20 protein-coding genes are annotated in these 18,843 nt (G+C 49.8%); 17 read left to right on the top strand and 3 right to left on the bottom strand.

The window, feature by feature from the left end; translation table 11 throughout:
* Nucleotides 1–10 precede the first annotated feature (10 nt).
* From DWX00_RS07630 to DWX00_RS07585, 10 genes are all read left to right on the top strand, one after another.
* A complete protein-coding gene (locus DWX00_RS07630; RefSeq protein WP_055265389.1) occupies nt 11–685 on the top strand; it encodes a 2Fe-2S iron-sulfur cluster binding domain-containing protein in 675 nt (224 codons plus the stop codon).
* 14 nt (nt 686–699) lie between these two features.
* On the top strand, nt 700–2,310 hold the full coding sequence (locus DWX00_RS07625; protein WP_055265391.1) for an FAD-binding protein: 1,611 nt from the start codon (nt 700–702) through the stop codon (nt 2,308–2,310).
* Between the two features lie 126 nt (nt 2,311–2,436).
* Nucleotides 2,437–3,279 (top strand): fumarate hydratase, encoded by an 843-nt coding sequence (locus DWX00_RS07620; protein ID WP_055265393.1) that lies wholly within the window; start codon nt 2,437–2,439, stop codon nt 3,277–3,279.
* 2 nt (nt 3,280–3,281) lie between these two features.
* Nucleotides 3,282–3,845, top strand: coding sequence for a Fe-S-containing hydro-lyase (locus tag DWX00_RS07615; protein WP_117509210.1), 564 nt, complete (start codon nt 3,282–3,284; stop codon nt 3,843–3,845).
* 144 nt (nt 3,846–3,989) lie between these two features.
* Nucleotides 3,990–4,310, top strand: coding sequence for a hypothetical protein (locus DWX00_RS07610; protein WP_022461179.1), 321 nt, complete (start codon nt 3,990–3,992; stop codon nt 4,308–4,310).
* 315 nt (nt 4,311–4,625) lie between these two features.
* Nucleotides 4,626–5,378 carry a nickel pincer cofactor biosynthesis protein LarB gene (gene larB, locus DWX00_RS07605; protein WP_055219567.1) on the top strand — a complete coding sequence of 251 codons (753 nt, stop codon included), beginning with the start codon at nt 4,626–4,628 and terminating at the stop codon, nt 5,376–5,378.
* Nucleotides 5,371–6,696: a nickel pincer cofactor biosynthesis protein LarC gene (larC, locus tag DWX00_RS07600; RefSeq protein WP_117509209.1), complete on the top strand. Its 1,326-nt coding sequence runs from the start codon at nt 5,371–5,373 to the stop codon at nt 6,694–6,696. Before larB ends, larC begins: the two co-directional genes overlap by 8 nt.
* Nucleotides 6,693–7,868 carry a flagellin lysine-N-methylase gene (fliB, locus tag DWX00_RS07595; protein WP_055265399.1) on the top strand — a complete coding sequence of 392 codons (1,176 nt, stop codon included), beginning with the start codon at nt 6,693–6,695 and terminating at the stop codon, nt 7,866–7,868. Before larC ends, fliB begins: the two co-directional genes overlap by 4 nt.
* 85 nt (nt 7,869–7,953) lie before the next feature.
* Nucleotides 7,954–8,601 carry a YczE/YyaS/YitT family protein gene (locus tag DWX00_RS07590; RefSeq protein WP_117509208.1) on the top strand — a complete coding sequence of 216 codons (648 nt, stop codon included), beginning with the start codon at nt 7,954–7,956 and terminating at the stop codon, nt 8,599–8,601.
* 137 nt (nt 8,602–8,738) lie between these two features.
* Entirely contained in the window at nt 8,739–9,224 is a 486-nt protein-coding gene (locus DWX00_RS07585) for a cytidylate kinase-like family protein (protein ID WP_022461910.1), read from the top strand.
* A 74-nt stretch (nt 9,225–9,298) separates the two neighbouring features.
* Here the strand turns inward: DWX00_RS07585 and DWX00_RS07580 are convergent, their stop codons facing one another.
* Complete coding sequence (locus DWX00_RS07580; protein ID WP_117509207.1) at nt 9,299–10,090, bottom strand: DUF975 family protein; 792 nt, start codon at nt 10,088–10,090, stop codon at nt 9,299–9,301.
* A gap of 295 nt (nt 10,091–10,385) precedes the next feature.
* Between DWX00_RS07580 and DWX00_RS07575 the strand changes: the two genes are divergently transcribed.
* The 4 genes from DWX00_RS07575 (at nt 10,386) to DWX00_RS07560 (ending at nt 13,735) form a co-directional block, all read left to right on the top strand.
* Nucleotides 10,386–11,297, top strand: coding sequence for a GTP pyrophosphokinase (locus tag DWX00_RS07575; protein ID WP_226906353.1), 912 nt, complete (start codon nt 10,386–10,388; stop codon nt 11,295–11,297).
* 32 nt (nt 11,298–11,329) lie between these two features.
* The gene (locus DWX00_RS07570) at nt 11,330–11,557 is read left to right on the top strand and encodes a hypothetical protein (RefSeq protein ID WP_055227506.1); all 228 of its coding nucleotides are present in this window, start codon (nt 11,330–11,332) and stop codon (nt 11,555–11,557) included.
* Complete coding sequence (locus DWX00_RS07565) at nt 11,554–12,108, top strand: hypothetical protein (RefSeq protein ID WP_022461914.1); 555 nt, start codon at nt 11,554–11,556, stop codon at nt 12,106–12,108. The genes DWX00_RS07570 and DWX00_RS07565 overlap by 4 nt, the downstream gene beginning before the upstream one ends.
* 202 nt (nt 12,109–12,310) lie before the next feature.
* Nucleotides 12,311–13,735, top strand: a complete 1,425-nt coding sequence (locus tag DWX00_RS07560; protein WP_158554960.1) for an alanine/glycine:cation symporter family protein — start codon at nt 12,311–12,313, stop codon at nt 13,733–13,735.
* 19 nt (nt 13,736–13,754) lie between these two features.
* Here the strand turns inward: DWX00_RS07560 and DWX00_RS07555 are convergent, their stop codons facing one another.
* Nucleotides 13,755–14,648, bottom strand: coding sequence for a polysaccharide deacetylase family protein (locus DWX00_RS07555; RefSeq protein WP_243037984.1), 894 nt, complete (start codon nt 14,646–14,648; stop codon nt 13,755–13,757).
* Nucleotides 14,649–14,784: 136 nt separating this feature from the next.
* On the opposite strand from DWX00_RS07555, the gene recQ reads away from it, so the two are divergent.
* The 3 genes from recQ (at nt 14,785) to DWX00_RS07540 (ending at nt 18,030) form a co-directional block, all read left to right on the top strand.
* Nucleotides 14,785–16,620 (top strand): DNA helicase RecQ, encoded by a 1,836-nt coding sequence (recQ, locus tag DWX00_RS07550; protein WP_117509420.1) that lies wholly within the window; start codon nt 14,785–14,787, stop codon nt 16,618–16,620.
* Nucleotides 16,621–16,672: 52 nt separating this feature from the next.
* Nucleotides 16,673–17,554 carry a hypothetical protein gene (locus DWX00_RS07545; protein WP_117509205.1) on the top strand — a complete coding sequence of 294 codons (882 nt, stop codon included), beginning with the start codon at nt 16,673–16,675 and terminating at the stop codon, nt 17,552–17,554.
* Nucleotides 17,555–17,691: 137 nt separating this feature from the next.
* A complete protein-coding gene (locus tag DWX00_RS07540; protein ID WP_055227503.1) occupies nt 17,692–18,030 on the top strand; it encodes a cyclic-di-AMP receptor in 339 nt (112 codons plus the stop codon).
* Between the two features lie 4 nt (nt 18,031–18,034).
* On the opposite strand, the gene DWX00_RS07535 is transcribed toward DWX00_RS07540, so the two are convergent.
* The gene (locus DWX00_RS07535) at nt 18,035–18,802 is read right to left on the bottom strand and encodes a TIGR03915 family putative DNA repair protein (RefSeq protein ID WP_117509204.1); all 768 of its coding nucleotides are present in this window, start codon (nt 18,800–18,802) and stop codon (nt 18,035–18,037) included.
* Nucleotides 18,803–18,843 lie beyond the last annotated feature (41 nt).

The following is an 18,843-nucleotide window of genomic DNA, read 5'->3' as shown; positions in this document are numbered from 1 at the left end:
GTTGAAGAAAATGCAGGAAATGGTAAATATTTACGTTTACGGCAAAAAGTATTCCGTACCTGGCGATCTGACCATCATGACCGCTATGGAGTACGCCGGATATCAGTTAAAACGCGGATGCGGATGCCGTCACGGATTCTGCGGTGCATGTGCGACCATCTACAGAATCAAAGGAAAGAATGAGCTGAAAACCTGTCTGGCATGTCAGACACAGGTAGAAGACGGTATGTATATCGCAAGCCTTCCGTTCTATCCGATCGACAAGAGAACCTACGATATTGAAGAGATCAGCGCAGAGCAGAGAGTCATGATGGATCTGTATCCGGAAATCTACAGCTGCGTTGGATGTAATGCATGTACCAAAGGATGTCCGCAGAGCCTGAACGTTATGCAGTATATTGCATACGCACAGAGAGGCGACTTCAAGAAATGTGCAGAAGAGTCCTTCGACTGCATCGGCTGCGGAATCTGTGCATCCCGCTGTCCGGCTGGTATCTCCCATCCGATGGTAGGAGAACTGGCAAGACGTCTGAACGGAAAATACATTGCTCCGAAGTCTGAACATGTAAAGAACCGTGTAGCAGAGATCAAAGAAGGAAAATTCGATGATCTGATCGAGCAGGTTATGCAGAAACCGATCGAAGAAATGCAGGAACTTTACAACAACCGTGAGATCGAGAAATAAGGAGGGAATTTCGAATGTATACACTGGCCAATATGCAGGACTCTATTAAAAAGGTAGAAGCTACCAGAGCCCAGAGAATGGCAACAGAGCCAAGAAGAATGACAGCGGATGAGAAAGATGCCCTTCTTGCAGCATATCATCCGGACTATAAAGAGGAAGGCTTCATCACCCTGAAAGTCGGTCCGAACAAAGGCGAGAAAGTTCCGACAGAGCTCGGCTATCTGCTGGAGTCCAACAGCCGTATCCTCGGTGTTGACATCGACCTTGACAAAGTAGATTATGACGTAGATGTACTGGTTATCGGTGCCGGTGGAGCAGGTTCTTCTGCAGCTATCGAGGCTCACGAGGCTGGCGCAAACGTTATGATTACCACCAAACTGAGAATTGGTGATGCAAACACCATGATGGCAGAAGGTGGAATCCAGGCAGCGGACAAAGAAAACGATTCCCCGGCACAGCATTATCTGGATGCGTTCGGCGGCGGACACTTTGCTGCAAGACCGGAACTGCTCCGCAAGCTCGTAATGGAAGCTCCGGATGCAATCTCCTGGCTGGAAAACCTCGGCGTTATGTTCGATAAAGATGAGAACGGCCGTATGGTAACTACGCACGGCGGCGGAACTTCCAGAAAACGTATGCATGCATGCCGTGACTACTCTGGAGCAGAGATCATGAGAACACTGCGTGATGAAGTCATCAACCGCGGTATTCCGGTGATCGAGTTCTCTTCCGCAGTAGAATTGATCAAAGACGATAAGGGACAGGTTGCAGGTGCTGTTCTCCAGAACATGGAGACTGGCGAGTACCAGGTAGCAAAGGCAAAAACCGTTATCATCGCAACCGGTGGTGCGGGACGTCTTCACTACAACAACTTCCCGACATCCAACCATTACGGTGCAACCGCTGACGGTCTGATCCTTGGATACCGTGCAGGCGCTCCGCTTCTGTATCAGGATACCATTCAGTACCATCCGACCGGAGCTGCTTACCCGGCTCAGATCTTCGGTGCTCTGGTAACCGAGAAAGTACGTTCTCTGGGCGCAATGCTCGTAAACGTAGACGGCGAAGCATTCATGCATCCGCTGGAAACCCGTGACGTATCTGCAGCAAGTATCATCCGCGAGTGCTCCGACGACCGCAACGAGGGCGTTGAGACTCCACAGGGCAAGGCTGTATGGCTGGATACTCCAATGATCGAGCTGATCCACGGAGAAGGCACCATTGAGAAGAGAATCCCGGCTATGTTCCGTATGTTCATGCAGTATGGCATCGATATGAGAAAAGAGCCGATCCTGGTTTACCCGACGCTGCATTATCAGAACGGTGGACTGGAAATCAACGGCGAAGGCTTTACCAACACCGTAAGCAACCTGCTCGTAGCAGGTGAGGCAGTTGGAGGAATCCACGGAAGAAACCGTCTGATGGGTAACTCTCTGCTGGATGTTATCGTATTTGGCCGTGATGCAGGAAAAGCTGCAGCAGCAAAAGCAAAAGACGTAACACTTGGAAAGATGAATCTGGATCATGTGGAGAAATATGCTGAGACCTTAAAAGAGGCAGGCATTGACACCGGTATGGTATCTCCGCAGCTTCTGCCGGATTATGCAGGAAAGAGACACCTGTAAAATGCAGTAACCGCGAAAAAGCGTGGCCCGGGGCAGAAATACTGTCCCTGGACACGCTTTCCGTGCTGAAAATCCATTGGATGATCGGTATGATAAAATAGCAAGGAAAGAAAGGTGGAGAATCCCATGCGTGAAATTCAGGCTAGTACCATTACGGATGTGGTAGAGAAACTTTGTATCGAAGCAAACTACCATCTTCCGGAAGACGTAAAATGTGCCATCACAGGCTGCCGTGCCTGCGAGGATGGCGAGATTGCAAAAGGTGTTCTGGACAAAATCGTAGAAAATTATGAGATCGCAGACGCACAGAACGTGCCGATCTGCCAGGATACCGGAATGGCATGTGTTTTCCTGGAAATCGGACAGGATGTGCACATCGCAGGAGGAGATCTTGCAGAGGCAGTCAACGAAGGTGTCAGAAGAGGATATGACAAAGGATACTTAAGAAAATCCGTTGTCAAAGATCCGGTCAGAAGAGGAAACACCGGCGACAATACACCGGCTATGCTCTACACCGAGATCGTTCCTGGCGATCAGATCAAAGTAACCGTAGGCCCGAAAGGCTTCGGAAGCGAAAATATGAGTATGATCCGTATGTTCAAACCGTCCGCAGGTCTTCAGGGAATCAAGGATTTCATCCTGGAAGTTGTTGAGACAGCAGGCCCGAACCCATGCCCGCCTATGGTAGTCGGCGTTGGTATCGGCGGAACCTTCGATAAATGTGCACTGCTTGCGAAAAAAGCACTGATGCGCCCGATCGATTCCGAGAACCCGGATCCGTTCTACGCAGATCTGGAAAAAGAAATGCTGGAGAAAGTCAACAAACTCGGCATCGGACCGCAGGGCTTTGGCGGAAAAACCACAGCCATCGGCCTCAATATCGAGACAATGCCGACTCATATTGCGGGAATGCCGTGTGCAGTCAACATCAACTGCCATGTTACCCGTCATAAAACGGAGGTGATCTGATCATGGAAAAACATATTCAGCTGCCTTTAACAGAAGAACTGGCAAAAACACTGCATGCCGGAGATACCGTATATCTGACCGGAACTATCTATACTTCCCGTGACGCCGGACATAAGAGAATGTGTGAAGCGCTCGCAAGAGGAGAAAAAATCCCGTTTGATCCGACAGACGCTACGATTTACTACGTAGGACCGACCCCTGCAAAACCAGGCCAGGTCATCGGATCTGCAGGTCCTACCACCAGCGGCCGTATGGATGCGTATGCTCCGACCATGATGTCCGTAGGCGCAAGAGGAATGATCGGTAAAGGCGCACGTCTTCCGGAAGTTGTAGAAGCCATGAAGAAATATCATGGCGTATACTTCGGAGCCATCGGCGGAGCCGGCGCACTGCTTGCAAAATGCATCAAAAAAGCAGAGCTGATCGCATACGAAGATCTTGGCGCAGAAGCACTTCGCCGTCTGGAAGTAGAAGACATGCCGCTTTTTGTTATCATCGACTGCGACGGAAATAATCTGTATGAGATGGGAAGAAAAGAATACTTAGAAGCGCATAAAGAAGACTAAAGGTTACATTTGTAACGACGAAATACAAGAGAGACCATAGACCCGTCTGATTATTTCAGACAGGTCTCAAGCTGAAAAGACATCAGGGCATTAACACTTGCAAGCGACTTTCGGCAGAAAAAGAAATGAAAGAGGAAGAAAAACATGACTGTAGAAATGATAAGCCACTTACTGGAAGCACTGATGATCCTGTGCTTTGGCCTGTCCTGGCCGCTGTCCATTTATAAATCCTGGACTTCAAGAACAGCAAAAGGAAAGAGCCTTTACTTTGAGGTGTTCATCTGGATCGGATATATTTTCGGTATTGCTAACAAATTTATCAGCTATATGAACAATCCGGACAAAGACTGGATCTTTTTCCTTGCATGGGCTTTCTATTTCCTGAACATTGCAGAGATCACCGTAGATATGGTGCTGTACTTCCGCAATGTAAAACTGGATAAGAAAAGAGAAGCAGAGAAATAAAGCAGCGGAATACAGTTAAACTTACAGAATCCCCGGCGGTGCGGCATTTGAGGCGGCATCGGCGGGGATTCTTATTTCTATACGATGACTCACACTGCGAAAAGAAAACATTGCGGGAACGCAGAAAGCAGGGTATACTTGTGTATAGAATCTGCTTGACTTAAAGTGCACTTCATAGTTTAAAATAAAGAAAGCTGGAGATTTGCGGTGTCAGAAAAGAGAAGGTTCTGACAAAGCAGAGGTTTCGGCTTTCTTTTTATGTTGTATCGTATTTGGGTGTGAAAAAAAGGAAAAAACGAAAACGAGGTGAATGCTTTGGAGGCAAGAGAGGTATTAGAAAAAGTAAAAAACAACGAAATCTCGATCGAGGAGGCAGAGAAATATTTCAAAAAAGAGCCGTTCGAGGAGATGGGATATGCTAAGCTGGATACGCACCGTGAAATCCGGAGCGGATTTGCGGAGGTCATTTTCTGTGCGCGGAAGGCGGATGAACATCTGCTGAAGATTTTTACGCGTCTGTACGAGCAGGATGGGGAGGTCTTCGGAACGAGAGCCAGTGAGCATCAGTATGAGCTGATCCGCGAAAAGTTTCCGGAAGTGGTGTATGATCCGCTGTCGCATATTTTAAAAATAGAAAAGAAAGACAAGAAGCGGATCGGAAAAATTGCGGTCTGTACGGCTGGAACTGCGGATATTTCCGTTGCCGAGGAGGCGGCGCAGACCGCAGAATACTTCGGTGCAAACGTTGAGCGTATCTACGATGTCGGTGTGAGCGGTATCCACCGCCTGCTGTCGCGTCTCGATACGATTCAGAGCGCCAACTGCGTTGTAGCCGTTGCCGGAATGGAGGGGGCGCTGGCGAGCGTGCTCGGCGGCTTGGTGGACAAGCCGGTGATTGCTGTTCCGACATCCGTTGGCTACGGGGCCAGCATGAACGGTCTTTCGGCGCTGCTTACGATGATCAATTCCTGCGCGAACGGAATTGCCGTCGTGAATATCGACAACGGCTATGGAGCCGGATATATTGCAACACAGATTAACAGAATGGGAGTACATCAAGATGAGTAAAAGTTTATATCTGGAGTGCGGGAGCGGAATCAGCGGAGATATGACCGTTGCAGCGCTGCTCGACCTGGGAGCAGACCGGGAAGTACTGGAGAAATCACTGGAAAGCCTGAAACTGCCGGGATACGAAATTGCGATTACAAGAGTGAAAAAGTCGGGGCTGGATGCCTGCGATTTCAATGTGATTCTGGATGCAGAGCATGAGAACCATGATCACGATATGGCGTATCTGCACGGGGATGGGGCGGAAGTGCATGACCATCCACATGATCACGAGCATCATCATGACCACGAGCATGCGCACAGCCATGACCACGATCACACAGGGGAGCATCATCACCATCATGAGCACCGCGGGCTGCCGGAGATTCTTGCGATTATCCGCAGCGGCGGTCTGACACCGGGAGCAAGAGCGCTGGCGGAGCGGATTTTCCAGATTCTTGCCGAAGCGGAAGCAAAAGCCCATGGCGTTCCGCTTGATCAGGTGCATTTCCATGAGGTGGGAGCTGTCGATTCCATCGTTGATATTGTGGCTGCCGCTGTCTGCCTGGATAACCTGGCGCCGGATGAAGTCATCGTGACGGGTCTCAGCGAGGGAAGCGGCTTTGTCAGATGCCAGCACGGCATGATCCCGGTTCCGGTACCGGCTGTTTTAAATATCGTACAGGCACATGGCCTGACCCTCGTTCCGACCGGAATCCAGGGTGAACTGGTCACACCGACCGGAGCAGCCATTGTTGCGGCAATCCGTACCAAAGAGACACTGCCGGCATCCTTCAAATGTACCAGAACAGGTCTTGGCGCCGGAAAACGGACGTATGAGCGCCCGTCACTGCTGCGTGCAATGATGCTCGAAACAGAAGAAAACGACGAGAAAGATACGATCTGGAAGCTGGAGTGCAACATTGATGACTGCACCGGCGAGGCGCTCGGCTACTGCATGGGAAAACTGCTGCGATCAGGCGCAAGAGATGTCCATTACATCCCGGTCTATATGAAGAAAAACCGCCCGGCTTACCAGCTGGATGTAATCTGTGATGATAAAACGCGGGAGACGTTGGAAAATATCATATTCGCCGAGACCACCACAATCGGCATCCGCCGCTGCCGGATGGAGCGCACCGTGATGAAACGCGAGTTTGCGACAATCGCAACCGAGTACGGCCATGTGACAGTCAAGATCTGCCGCCACGGCGAGATCGAAAAAATTTACCCAGAGTACGAGAGTGCCGCAGTAATTGCAGAAAAAAGCGGCATGCCGGTCGGCGAGGCTGGTGCGTGGATCGTACAGAAATATAAAGAAGGAAACAAAAAAGCATGAGATATTTAAAACCACATTTTTACGACCAGTTTGTATGCACCGCCGGAGACTGCCCGGATACGTGCTGTGCCGGCTGGCAGATCGTGATCGACGAGGATTCCCTGGAGCGGTATGGAAATGAGAAGAGTGAGTTTGGAAAGCGCCTGCGCAATTCGATCGACTGGGAGGAAGAGTGTTTTTACCAGAACAACCGCCGCTGTGCCTTTCTGAATGATGAAAATCTCTGCGATCTTTACAAGGAACTGGGGCCGGATTCCTTATGTGACACCTGCCGCCTTTACCCGCGCCATACGGAGGAGTACGAGGGTCTGCGTGAATTATCCCTGTCCCTTTCCTGCCCGGAAGCTGCACGGATTATCCTGTCCTGCAAAGAGCCGGTGCGTTTTCTGGAGGAGGAGACCGACGAGGAGGATGATTTTGAAGAGTTTGACTTCATGATGTTCTCCCAGCTGGAAGACACGAGAGATGTTTTGTTCCGGATTCTGCAGAACCGCGAACTGCCGCTGCAGGAGCGCATGACGGCGGCAGAGCAGCTCGCAGAACAGTATCAGATCTGTATGGAGGAGCAGCGGGAGTATGATATCGATGACCTGCTTCGGAAGTATGAAAAGCATCTGGAAGAGGGAACCTTAAGCGAGTGCGTGGCGGAGAGCCTTGCGGAAAAAGGTGTGGATGCTGCATCCTTTCATGCATATGACCGCCAGGTGAAGGAACTTGCCGTTCTCCGCGGTCTCGAGCGTCTTCGTCCGGAATGGGATACTGTGCTTGACGGCACAGAAAAAGCGCTGTATCAGAACGGAGAAACCGCTTATCAGGCCATCTGTGAAGAATTCCATCGCACCTGGGGCGCTGCAGGTGAACGCCGTGCAGAGTGGGAAAACATCGGTGAGCAGCTTTTGATGTTTTTCGTCTACACCTATTTCTGCGGCGCCGTCTATGACGATATGGTCTGTTCCAAAATGGAACTCGCGCTGTTCTCTGTCCGTTGGATTCAGGAAATCCTGGTTGCACGGTGGCTGGAAAATGGAAAAACGCTTTCCATGCACGACATCGAGGAGCTTTCCTGGCGCTATGCGCGTGAGGTCGAGCATTCCGATGATAATCTGAATGCGCTTGAGGACTGGCTTTTTGAAACTTATGCACCAGAAGGCTGTGTGCTGGAGGAGGAGTAATCCTGCATCCGATAGACTTACTGCACATTTTCCCTGATGTGTGTTAAGATAGAAGCGTTGTTACAGAAAGAAAAGAGGGAAAATTATGCAGGAAAAACAAAAGAAATGGATTCTGCGCATTGCGCTTTATCTGATTGGAATTATGGTGCTGGCACTCGGTATCACACTGAATACGAAGACGAACCTCGGCGTATCGCCCATCATCTCCATGCCGTACGCCGTGGCACAGATCTTCGGCTATGAAACAGGAACCGCCGTCTTCGTGGCGTATTTGATCTTCATCGTATTACAGATCGTACTGCTGAAAGGAAAATTCCCGCCGTTCCAGCTTCTGCAGGTTGCCGCAAGTTACCTGACGAGCGCCTTTATCACCATCTTCGACCGGATTTTCCCGGCACCTGACCAGATGGGAATGCGGCTTCTCGTTCTTGTCCTTGCCATCATTCTTACGGGAATCGGCGCCGCTGTGACCGTAGACGTCAACATCGTCCCAAACCCGGCCGACGGCCTGGCAAGAGTTCTCGGCGAGCGCTGCGGAAAGAACATGGGTTTCGGAAAAAATCTTTTTGATTTCTCCGCCATCGTCATTTCCCTTGCGATCGGCCTCATCGATGCCGGCCGCCCGGTAGGAATCGGAATCGGCACTGTTATAGCCATGGTCTGCACAGGAAGAGTCATCGCGGCATTCAATCATTTCGCAAAAAAGAAAATAGAAGAAATCACCATCGCCTGAGTGATCCATGCCCCTGTCGAAAAACCTTGAGTTTTCGGTGGGGGTTTGTTATAATAAAAGACAGCGAAAGAAAAATTTTTTGATTTGTCATAAGGCGTTTGTTTGCGTTATGAGAAGTGCGAAGGAGGAAGTGGCAAATGAACTTAGTTATTACGATGAGCCGCCGGTTTGGTACTGGGGCGAGTATTATTGCGAAAGAACTTTCCGAGAGACTGCATATCCCGGTATATGATAAGGACGATGTAGAGCACGGCATGCGTGAAAATGCCTTTGAATCTGAGGCGGATGCGATCCGCGAGCTGGCGAAACAGCCGTGTATTATCATTGGACGGTGTGCTTCGGAGTTTCTGAAAGATAAAAGCAACGTCATCAATATTTATGTCTGCGCGGACAAAGAGGACCGGATCAAACGTATCATGAAGCTGTTTTCCCTGACAAGAGAGGCGGCTGAGGTGATGCTGGAAGAGACAGACAAGCAGCGTGCCGAGTATTATTATAAAAATACCGGAAAGACATGGGGCGATGTCAATAACTACCATATGATCCTGAATACCTCGGATCTTGGCATCGAGAACTGTGCCGATATTCTGATGCGGTATTTTGAAATGAAAGATTATATCTAAGAGATATTTAAAAAGAAATACATAAAAAATCAGGTGCTTCCCGAAAAAGAGAAGCACTTGATTTTTTGTGCGGTTTAGTAAGCCTGATACGTATTGCCATAACTCCGGCTGGAGAAGTAATTCTGTTTCAGAACCAGGAACAGTTCGGCATCGGTTGCATATTTGTACGGATACAGATAGAAAATACCGACAAGATTGCAGGTGATTCCGGAAAGAATATACCATCCGATAAAGGAGAGATCAAGAATAAATGTATTCATCTTTTCACCGTTCATCATTTCACGGCTGATGCGGAATGCTTCTTCGGTCGAAAGTTCCGGGTAGTCGGCGAGAAGATAAGGAACCATGCGGTATTCATAAGCTTTCACAATTCCAGGAATCAGAAGAAGCAGCGACCAGAGGAATATATAAAGATTTTTTAAAAACAGAGTCCACACAGTTTTTCCATAGTAGCCGTTCTGGAATCCGAACAGTATGTTGCCAAGTCCCGCTTTTTCCATCGAGTTTTCAATGAAAAACCTCGAGCCTCCTACCTCAAATGGTGCAAGAACAAAAATACGGATCAGAATAAAGGCAAGACCAATGACAAGAAGTACAATGCCGCTGAAGACAGTAAAAACAAATTTAACCGGTCCAAGCGGGGTGAATTTTTCTGCAAAGGATTCCACATTGAAGTTATCGGAAGAAATCGTAAATCCAGATATACCGACCGAGTTAGTCTGATTGCTGTCATTGTTGGAATTTCCAGAATTAGAAGTACCGCTTCCGACCAGCAGAGTCAGAATCAAGGCGGCTACCACACAGATCCAGTAATTGCGTAAAAATGCGGCTTTTCCGCGGGTTTTCAGTTCCTCTCGAGTCCACATAAAAAAGACCTCCCTCTTAATGTAAGTGTAAACAGCAGACAATTCTGCCAAGTCACGATTATCTTACCATGGGGCAGGTGAAACATCAAGACAGCTTAAGGAAAGTTTAAGAAATTGGCAGAAAGATTAAAGTGGAAATGTGCATTCTTAAATAAAGATTTTACTTGTGAAGCGGGGATGAATGTGCTATAATCTCTCCGGTGCGTCAGAACGCAGCGGGGCCGGGTTTCTCCGGGGTGCGTTCTGAAAAAAAGAAACCTGTACGTTGAATTGACAAAGAGAGCGAGGAATCTACGTGTATCTGACAAAGGACGAGTTTTTGCAGAAATTCGGAATTCTGCCGCAGGAATTTGAGGAAGCAGATATTTCCTGGGAAGAACTGCTGGAAATTGCGGATGATTATGAACGGCGCCGTCCGACGCTGGAAAAGATCCGAAAAGAATTTGTGGCAGAGTTTTTGCAGGACAAGGAAAAAGAGATCGGACTGCAGTCGTACCACAGCCGTCTGAAGGACACCGAACATCTGGTGGAAAAGCTGGTGCGCAAGCGCCTAGAAAATTATGCAAAGTACCGGAAAATGGATTCGACAAGCTATATGCGTTACGTGACAGATCTGATCGGAATCCGGGGACTTTTGCTGTATCGGGAGGACTGGGTAAACTTCCATAAATACATTACGCACTGGTTTAAAAATGATCCGGAGAAATACATCCGTGATTACGGCCGTGACTACGACCAGAACGCATCGGGCTATATGGCAGAGCCGCCGAAAGTCCATACAAGACTTGGCGATTACGCCGACATTTATGTGAACTGGATTCCGGAGGAGAACATTCTGGACCGGAAACATTACCGTGCGGTGCATTACATTGTCGTTTACCGCGGCGTCTACATTGAAATTCAGATTAAGACGCTGTTCGAGGAGGGCTGGGGAGAGATTGACCACAGCATTCTTTACCCGCGGCGCAAGGGAAACGCCATGCTGACAGAGTTTTCCGAGCTGCTGAACCGTCTGGCGGGCATGGGAGATGAGATGGGATCGTTCTACCGCCGTCTCCAGGTTGTGCCGGATGAGAAGTTCCAGAGCAAGGAAACGATCGTGCGCAAGCGTGAATTAAAACCGCAGGTCAAGGCAGCGGTGGAAAAACGCGATCTGAATGAAATTCATACGATGGATGATGCCGTCTGGAGCATACTGAAAGAATAAAACTGCTTTTCAGACATGGGAAAGGATAAAAAATGGATGGAAGAAACACGGGCCGCATGGGCTTCTCTCATGCAGCAGAGGACTCTGCGGAGAATATGATGGCGGCAGTCAAAGCCGGAAAAATCCGAAAACATCTGATGGGAAATACCTCGCCGATCCGCTACGGAACAATGGAAAAACGCGAGATGACCGAATATACCGACTTTGTCCGGACGAAACTCTGCTATGAAATCCTGAATCTGCCCGGGGAGGAAAAATGAATACAATAGAAAAAATATACACAAACTACGACGGACTTCTGGAAGAATTTTCCGAGGAAGTAATCCAGAGCCGTTACGCTGTTTTTTACGAAGAAATCGAGGAATTTGCCAAGAGTCTCGGCATCCGCGAGAAAATCCAGATCAGCGAGTCGCTGTTGAGCCATGCAGTGCTGGACTATTTCACGGATATTTCCCGCCTGAAACATTTTCATCAGGCAAAGCATATCAATTCATTGAAAGTGATCTCCTATGAGACCTACTGGCTGCTGCGGAGAAAACCGATCCAGATCCTGGTGGAGGATGAGACATCGGATGCGATGGCATTTCTGAACGAAAAGTTCGTCTTTTCCCGGATTGCCAAATATCTGATGGGCGACGGAAAACGGGTGATTTTAAGTCCGGAGACGAAAAAAGGCTTTCTGAATTATCTCGATTCGCTGTTTTATTACCTGAAATACCGCAATTACGATGCAGAAATGCTCGAGATGATGCTGATGGGCTTCAAAGCGGGTGTTCTCGTGGCGGATGATTTAAAGGAGCAGGAGTCCTGAAAAACGGGCGGAAGCGGAATACAACAAAATAAGATGAAGATCGAAAGAACCGGACGGGCCGTAAGGCTGCTGTCGGGTTCTTTTTTTGTGCGGTGCTGCATAAAGTGCAGAGAAAACATTGCGATGCATGGACAGAAAACCGTTTAACAATGGAGGGACGGGAACTGCTTTCCTTTGGAACTTTGTACAGGGAGGAATGGATATGGCCACGCTTGAAAAAATCAATGCATTTCTAAAAGCGGTGAATGCAGCCGCCTGGGGACCGCCGCTTCTTTTTCTGCTGCTTGGGACAGGCATTTTTCTGACCATCCAGCTTCGCGCGCTACCCATTCGACGGTTGTTCTTTGCGCTTCGTACAGCATTCGGCCGTGAGGCGAGATACAGCGGGGAGAAAACAGAAGCAGGAGTTTCGCCGTTCGCATCGCTGATGACGGAACTTGCGGCGGAAATCGGGACGGGCAATATCGTGGGGGTTGCCTCCGCAATGGCGCTTGGAGGACCAGGAGCACTGGGATGGATGATGCTGGCGGCGGTTGTGGGACTTGCTTTGAAATTTTCTGAGAGTTTTCTCTCGGTGCAGTACCGGATGCAAAGAAAAGACGGAACATACTGCGGCGGTCCGATGGTGACGCTGACCAGAGCATTTCCGGGGGAGCGGCTGGCGAAGATGCTGGCTGTGTTTTTTGCCGGAAGCACCGTGCTGGTATCTCTCGGAATGGGCAATATGACGCAGGCAAACTCGATTGCGCTGGCGATGCAGGATACGTTTGGCGTGGCAAGAGAAAAAAGCGCGTTGGTGCTGACGATTCTTCTTCTGCTCGTGGTGACAGGCGGACTGCGTTCCATTGCAAAAGCGGCGGAGGTGCTGGTACCGGGAATGGCACTCTTTTATCTGGGCGGGGCAGGAATGGTAATCGGTCTGCACGCCGGAGAGCTTCCGCGGACACTGCTTGCGATAGTACGGGACGCGTTTTCTTTCCGGGCGGTATCGGGAGGAGCGGTGGGTGCGGGAATTTCCCTGCTGCCGCCGGCCTTGCGGTATGGAATTTCCCGCGGTGTGTTTTCGAATGAAGCAGGGCTTGGAGCAGGCGGAATCAGTGCTGCGGCGGCACAGACCGACGATCCCGTGCGGCAGGGGTACATCAGCATGACAGGTGTGTTCGTTGATACCATGGTGATCTGTCTTGTGACCGGCCTTGCCGTTGGAGTGACCGGGGCGGCAGAGGGGATACTGGAGGCGGAAAAAGCGGATGGAGCGGCGATGGTAATTCAGGCCTTTGAAAGTGTGTTCGGACCGGCGGGAGGCTATGTTGTCGCGGTCGGGATTCTGCTGTTCGCATTTGCAACGATGGCCGGCTGGGCATACCAGGGGGAGCAGGCGTTTCTCTGGCTGGTGAAAAAGGATAGCTTCGGAATGGTTTACCGTGTTTTCTTCTGTTTTGCAGCGTTTGCCGGGTGCGTCTGCATGGCAGAAACGGTCTGGAATTTTGCGGAGCTTGCCAATGCCTGCATGGCGGTGCCGAACCTGCTCTGTGTGCTGCGGCTCTGGAAGGAAGTAAAAGAGGAGGCATTCCGGTTTGAAAGCAGGATAAAAAAAGCAGAACAAAAGAAAGATAGAAATACATGAGAAACCGTATTTCCGGTCCTCAGGCAGATTTCGATGCGAGCTGATCGAGAGAGCCGAAAGAATATCCCATTTCTTCCCATTTCGTCAGCAGCTCATCGAGAATCTCCGCGTTGGTGGATGAGGTATTATGAAGCAGGACGATGGCACCGGGATGAATGCGTCCGGTCAACTTTTTGAAAGCCTCCTCGTGGGTCGGCTGCTGATCCTGGTACCAGTCTACATAGGCGAGACTCCAGAAAAACGTCTGGTATCCGAGGTCCTTTGCCATCTGCAGGTTCTGTGTGCTGTATTTTCCCTGCGGCGGCCGGTAAAATTTCACCATTTCCTGGCCGGTGGTTTCCTGATAAAGTGTGGAGACTCGGTTCAGTTCTTCTGAGAAGGCTTCCTGCGTGGAGATTTTGGACATATCCGGGTGCGACCAGGTGTGGTTTCCGACGATATGGCCTTCTGCCGCCATGCGTTTGACAAGATCCGGCTGGTCGGAGAGAAAATTGCCGACAACAAAGAAAGCCGCGGGAGCCTGATGCTTCTGGAGCGCATCAAGAATCGTTGGTGTGTTGCCGTTTTCATAGCCGCAGTCAAACGTCAGATAGATGATGTTTTCTTCCGGTGAAGCGGCAAACCAGGCGTTGTAGGCGGCAAGCTCTTCGGATGTAGCATTGCCGACGGGAGTCTTCCCTTTTTCCGGGAAGGAGAGCCCCCAGTTTTCGGCAGCAGAGGAGAGGACGGGCATCGAAACGGAAGAAACAGGTGTCTCCGGCGCAGCAGAGAGAAAAACTGGGGCTGCCTTTCGGAGCGCACGGCAGGTAAAGTGGGACAGAACAGAGCCAAAAAGAAAAGCGGAGCAGAAAAAAGCGGCGGCGATACCGGCTTTTTTCAGGATCCGGCGGGAAAGGGGTGAAAGAGAACGCATAAAATCCCCCTCCAGGACTTTTTGAGACAATATATGTATGGATGAAAGAAAACATGCGGCACACATCTGTTTGACTTTACCTGCAATCTATGTCACAATGGAGGTAGAGTGGATGGAAAGGGCAGAGAAAAACAAGATGACAAAATATGAGGTTTTAAAAAAGTACTTCGGTTACGATTCCTTCCGGGAGGGGCAGGAGATGCTGGTGGATGCGCTTCTGAACGGACAGGACGTGCTCGGCATCATGCCGACCGGAGCAGGAAAATCGCTGTGTTATCAGATTCCGGCGCTTCTGCTGCCAGGAATTACCCTGGTGGTATCACCGTTGATTTCTCTGATGAAGGATCAGGTATCGACCCTGAACCAGGCGGGGATTCACGCTGCGTTTCTGAACAGCTCCTTAAGTGCGGCGCAGTACCGGAAGGCACTCGGCTTTGCCATGGAGGGCCGGTACAAGATTATTTATGTCGCCCCGGAACGCCTTCTGACACCGGAATTTTTGTGCGCGGTGCAGTCGATGGAAATTTCGATGATTAGTGTTGATGAGGCACACTGTATTTCCCAGTGGGGTCAGGATTTCCGCCCAAGCTACCTGAAAATCACAGAGTTTGTCGAGCAGCTTCCCGCACGGCCGGTGATCGGTGCCTTTACGGCAACGGCAACAAAAGAGGTACGGGATGATATCGAAGCACTACTGTCTTTGCGTGATCCGGTACGTCTGGTCACAGGCTTTGACCGGAAAAATCTGAAATTTACGGTACAGCAGCCGAAAGATAAATTCGCAGCCGTGGAATCATTCCTTGCAGAGCACGAGGCGGACTGCGGAATTATTTACTGTCTGACCAGAAAAAATGTGGAGGAGGTCTGTGAGAAACTCGAGCAGAAAGGATATTCTGTCACAAGATACCATGCGGGTCTCTCTGACCTGGAACGGAAGGAAAACCAGGAAGATTTTATTTATGACCGGAAGCAGATCATGGTAGCGACAAACGCTTTTGGTATGGGAATCGATAAATCGAATGTGCGGTACGTCATCCATTATAATATGCCGAAAAACATGGAAAGCTATTATCAGGAGGCCGGACGAGCAGGCAGGGACGGCCTTCCGGCGGAATGTATTCTGCTGTACGCGGGACAGGACGTCATCACAAACCAGTTTTTTATCGAAAACATGGCGCAGGAGAGTGAGGATCCCGAGACGACAGCGCTGATCCGTCAGCGGGAGGAGGAACGGCTGAAGAAAATGACGTTTTACTGTTTCACCCATGAGTGCCTCAGAGATTATATCCTGAGGTATTTCGGGGAATACGGTTCCAATTACTGTGGAAACTGTTCCAACTGCCTCTCGGAATTTGAAACGGTGGATGTGACAGCGGCGGCAAAGGCAATCCTTGGCTGTGTGCGGGAATGCCGTCAGCGCTACGGCACGACGGTGATTCTCGATACCCTGCACGGTGCGAATACCGCGAAAATCCGCCAGTACCGCATGGATGAAAACTCCCATTACGGGGAACTGGCAAAAGAGCCGGTCTACCGGCTGCGGCAGATCTTAAATGAACTGCAGGTCCGGGAATATCTCTATGTAACGGCCGACACATACAGCATTGTGCGCCTGTTGCCAAAAGCGGCGGAGCTGCTGGATGAGGACGGCACGATGCTGATGAAGATGGCAAAAGAAGAAAAACGGATTCCGAAAGCCGCAAAAGAGAAGACAAAGACAAAAACCTCGGCAGCGGCAAAGGATCTTTCCAACGAGGAGGCCGCGGTATTCGAAAAACTGCGGGCACTCCGGATGGAGCTTGCAAAGGAGCATAAAGTGCCTCCGTATATTATCTTCTCGGATAAAACACTGATCCAGATGGCGATGGAGAAACCGTCCAACAAAGAGGAAATGCTGGCGGTCTCTGGTGTCGGCGAGAGCAAATTTGAAAAGTACGGGGAACCGTTTCTTGCATGTCTTGCAGAAAGATAAAACAAGTCGTGTAAAAAAAACGGGAAAACAACAGGAAAGGAAGAATACGCTTATGAAAAAAGAAAACGCAGTTATTTTTGGAGTGACCGGTGTTGTAGTTGCCGCCGTGCTGATTGGAGGCGGAATCTATATGAAAACGGAACGGGACCGAAATCTGAATGCAGATACAGCAAGTACTGCAGCGGACAGCAATAGGGCAGAAGAAGTACAGAAAGCCGTATTTCTTGCAGAAGATTCCGGGTTATGGTACCTGGGAGATCTGGAACACGGAAACATCTATGTGACACATACACCGTCCGACACACTTTACGATGAAAATGGAAATGCTATTGATCCGTCCGAGATCAAAAAAGGAGATTTTCTTCAAGTGGAGGGCGACGGTATTATGCTGAACTCCTATCCGGGACAATATCCGGGTATCAGCCGTATTATGAGAATCAGCGGCGGTACGGAGGCGGATGCAGAAAAATTCGATGAGGAACTTTCCCAGATTCTGCCGGAAAAGGATCCATCGGAAATTCCGTTTCTGAATCTGTGCTACACACAGCCAAATGCCCAGGTGACAGCTATGGCAACACAGGGAGGTTATACCTGGTCTTATGTTGATGAGGACGGCAATGGTCAGAACGTCGTTGCGGACAGTGCGTTCATTCTGGAATGGACGGAACTGAGTGATCTGCATACAGCAAATGACGAAGGAAAAACCGATCTGGAGCTTGTCTTCTCGGAGGAGCCGGATTCTGTCACAGCAGAAAGATGGCCGGCCGAAGACCGGGGGCAGAACTTTGGCAATGGTTACCCGGAGGGAGAAAGCGTTTCTGTGGAGCATGCGGAGAGCTGGAGCATTCCGGGAGCCGAGGCCGGCTACATCTACGAAGTGGACGCGGTATTCGAAAATGGAACCGTGTCATACGGATTTGAAGTGAAAAAGTAAAAAAAGACTTTCTTTTTCCGTGACATTATGCTATTTTTACTGTGAAAACAGAAAAATGCAATGTGCCATACGGCATAAGCAGCTGACTTTTCAAAAATCAGAATCCGTTTGACCGGAGGATGCGAGGAGGAATTTGTATGAAGTTAATTGTTGCTGTATTACGGAAAGAGGACGAGGCAGACACCATTGCCGAGTTGAACAAAAAAGGCTTTTTTGTGACGGAGCTTGCCACGACCGGCGGTTTCCTGAAGGAGAAGAACACAACACTGCTGATCGGAACCGATGATCATAAGCTCGACGCTGTGCTTGCGATCTTAAAACAGGAAGCAGGGCTTCGGAAAACAGTTACCTATGCGGCCACCCCGATGGAAAGCGGAAACTTCTGCCCGGGCGGAAATTACTCTGTTCCGATTGATACCCAGACAGGAGGCTGTACTGTGTTTGTGCTGAACATGGAACAGCTGGAAAAATTCTAAGACTCTAAAAATTTTTAAATTCCGGCATATGATCCCGGTAGTGGAGCGGCAGATGCGTACGCTGACAGTCGGGATTGGAACGCTCTTTGATGGCAATTGCGGTGAAAAATCCTTTCCAGAGTTCTTCGTAAGGGTCCGAAGTGGATTCCGTGAGGGAAAGGCGTTCTATTTCATCCGGAGAAAGACGGGTCAGATAAAAGGGCCGGTCAGCGGGATGCACGACGGCAAGCTGCCGGTTATCATCGAGAATCATCCAGTTTTCTGAGGGAAGCCGGTCAGAAAAATGGGGAGCGACCAGGGTCAGCACATTGGCTTTCGGGGAAATATGCGAGACCAGGATCGGAAAACCGGAGGAAATATTTGCAAAACGGATAAATTCCCGGAACGAATGCGCTTCATTTGTGACCTGACGGGAAACTTCAAAAGCGTGGAATACCGCCGGTTCCTGCAGCATATGCAGGGTATCCTTTCCATAGGAAAAGCCGTAGAGCAGAAAACGATAAATGATGTCGGGAGCGTCGCTTCTCTCGGACATTGCACAGAGATAGACGAGCCGCCAGGCTGCTGCGCCGATCTTCTTTTGAATGGATCGCGTGACGCTGGCGGCTTTTTCTGTGTCCGGCTCAACATGGCAGTAATCGCAGAACAGCTCCAGATTGCCGACTGGTTCCGTCATCAGCCGTACATTGCGGTAGCCGAGACGGGAATTCCAGGCTTCATAGATGCAGGTCAGGATCGACGCAAGATCCGGGCTGCAGGTGTAAACAGTCATAATAAAATCCTTTCTGAAATCAATTGATACAGACAACAGCC

Source organism: Blautia sp. AF17-9LB, assembly GCF_003479185.1.
Classification (GTDB): Bacteria; Bacillota; Clostridia; order Lachnospirales; family Lachnospiraceae; genus Fusicatenibacter; species Fusicatenibacter saccharivorans.
Note: the sequence above shows the minus strand (reverse complement) of the source record. Positions and strands in the feature narration are given on the sequence as shown.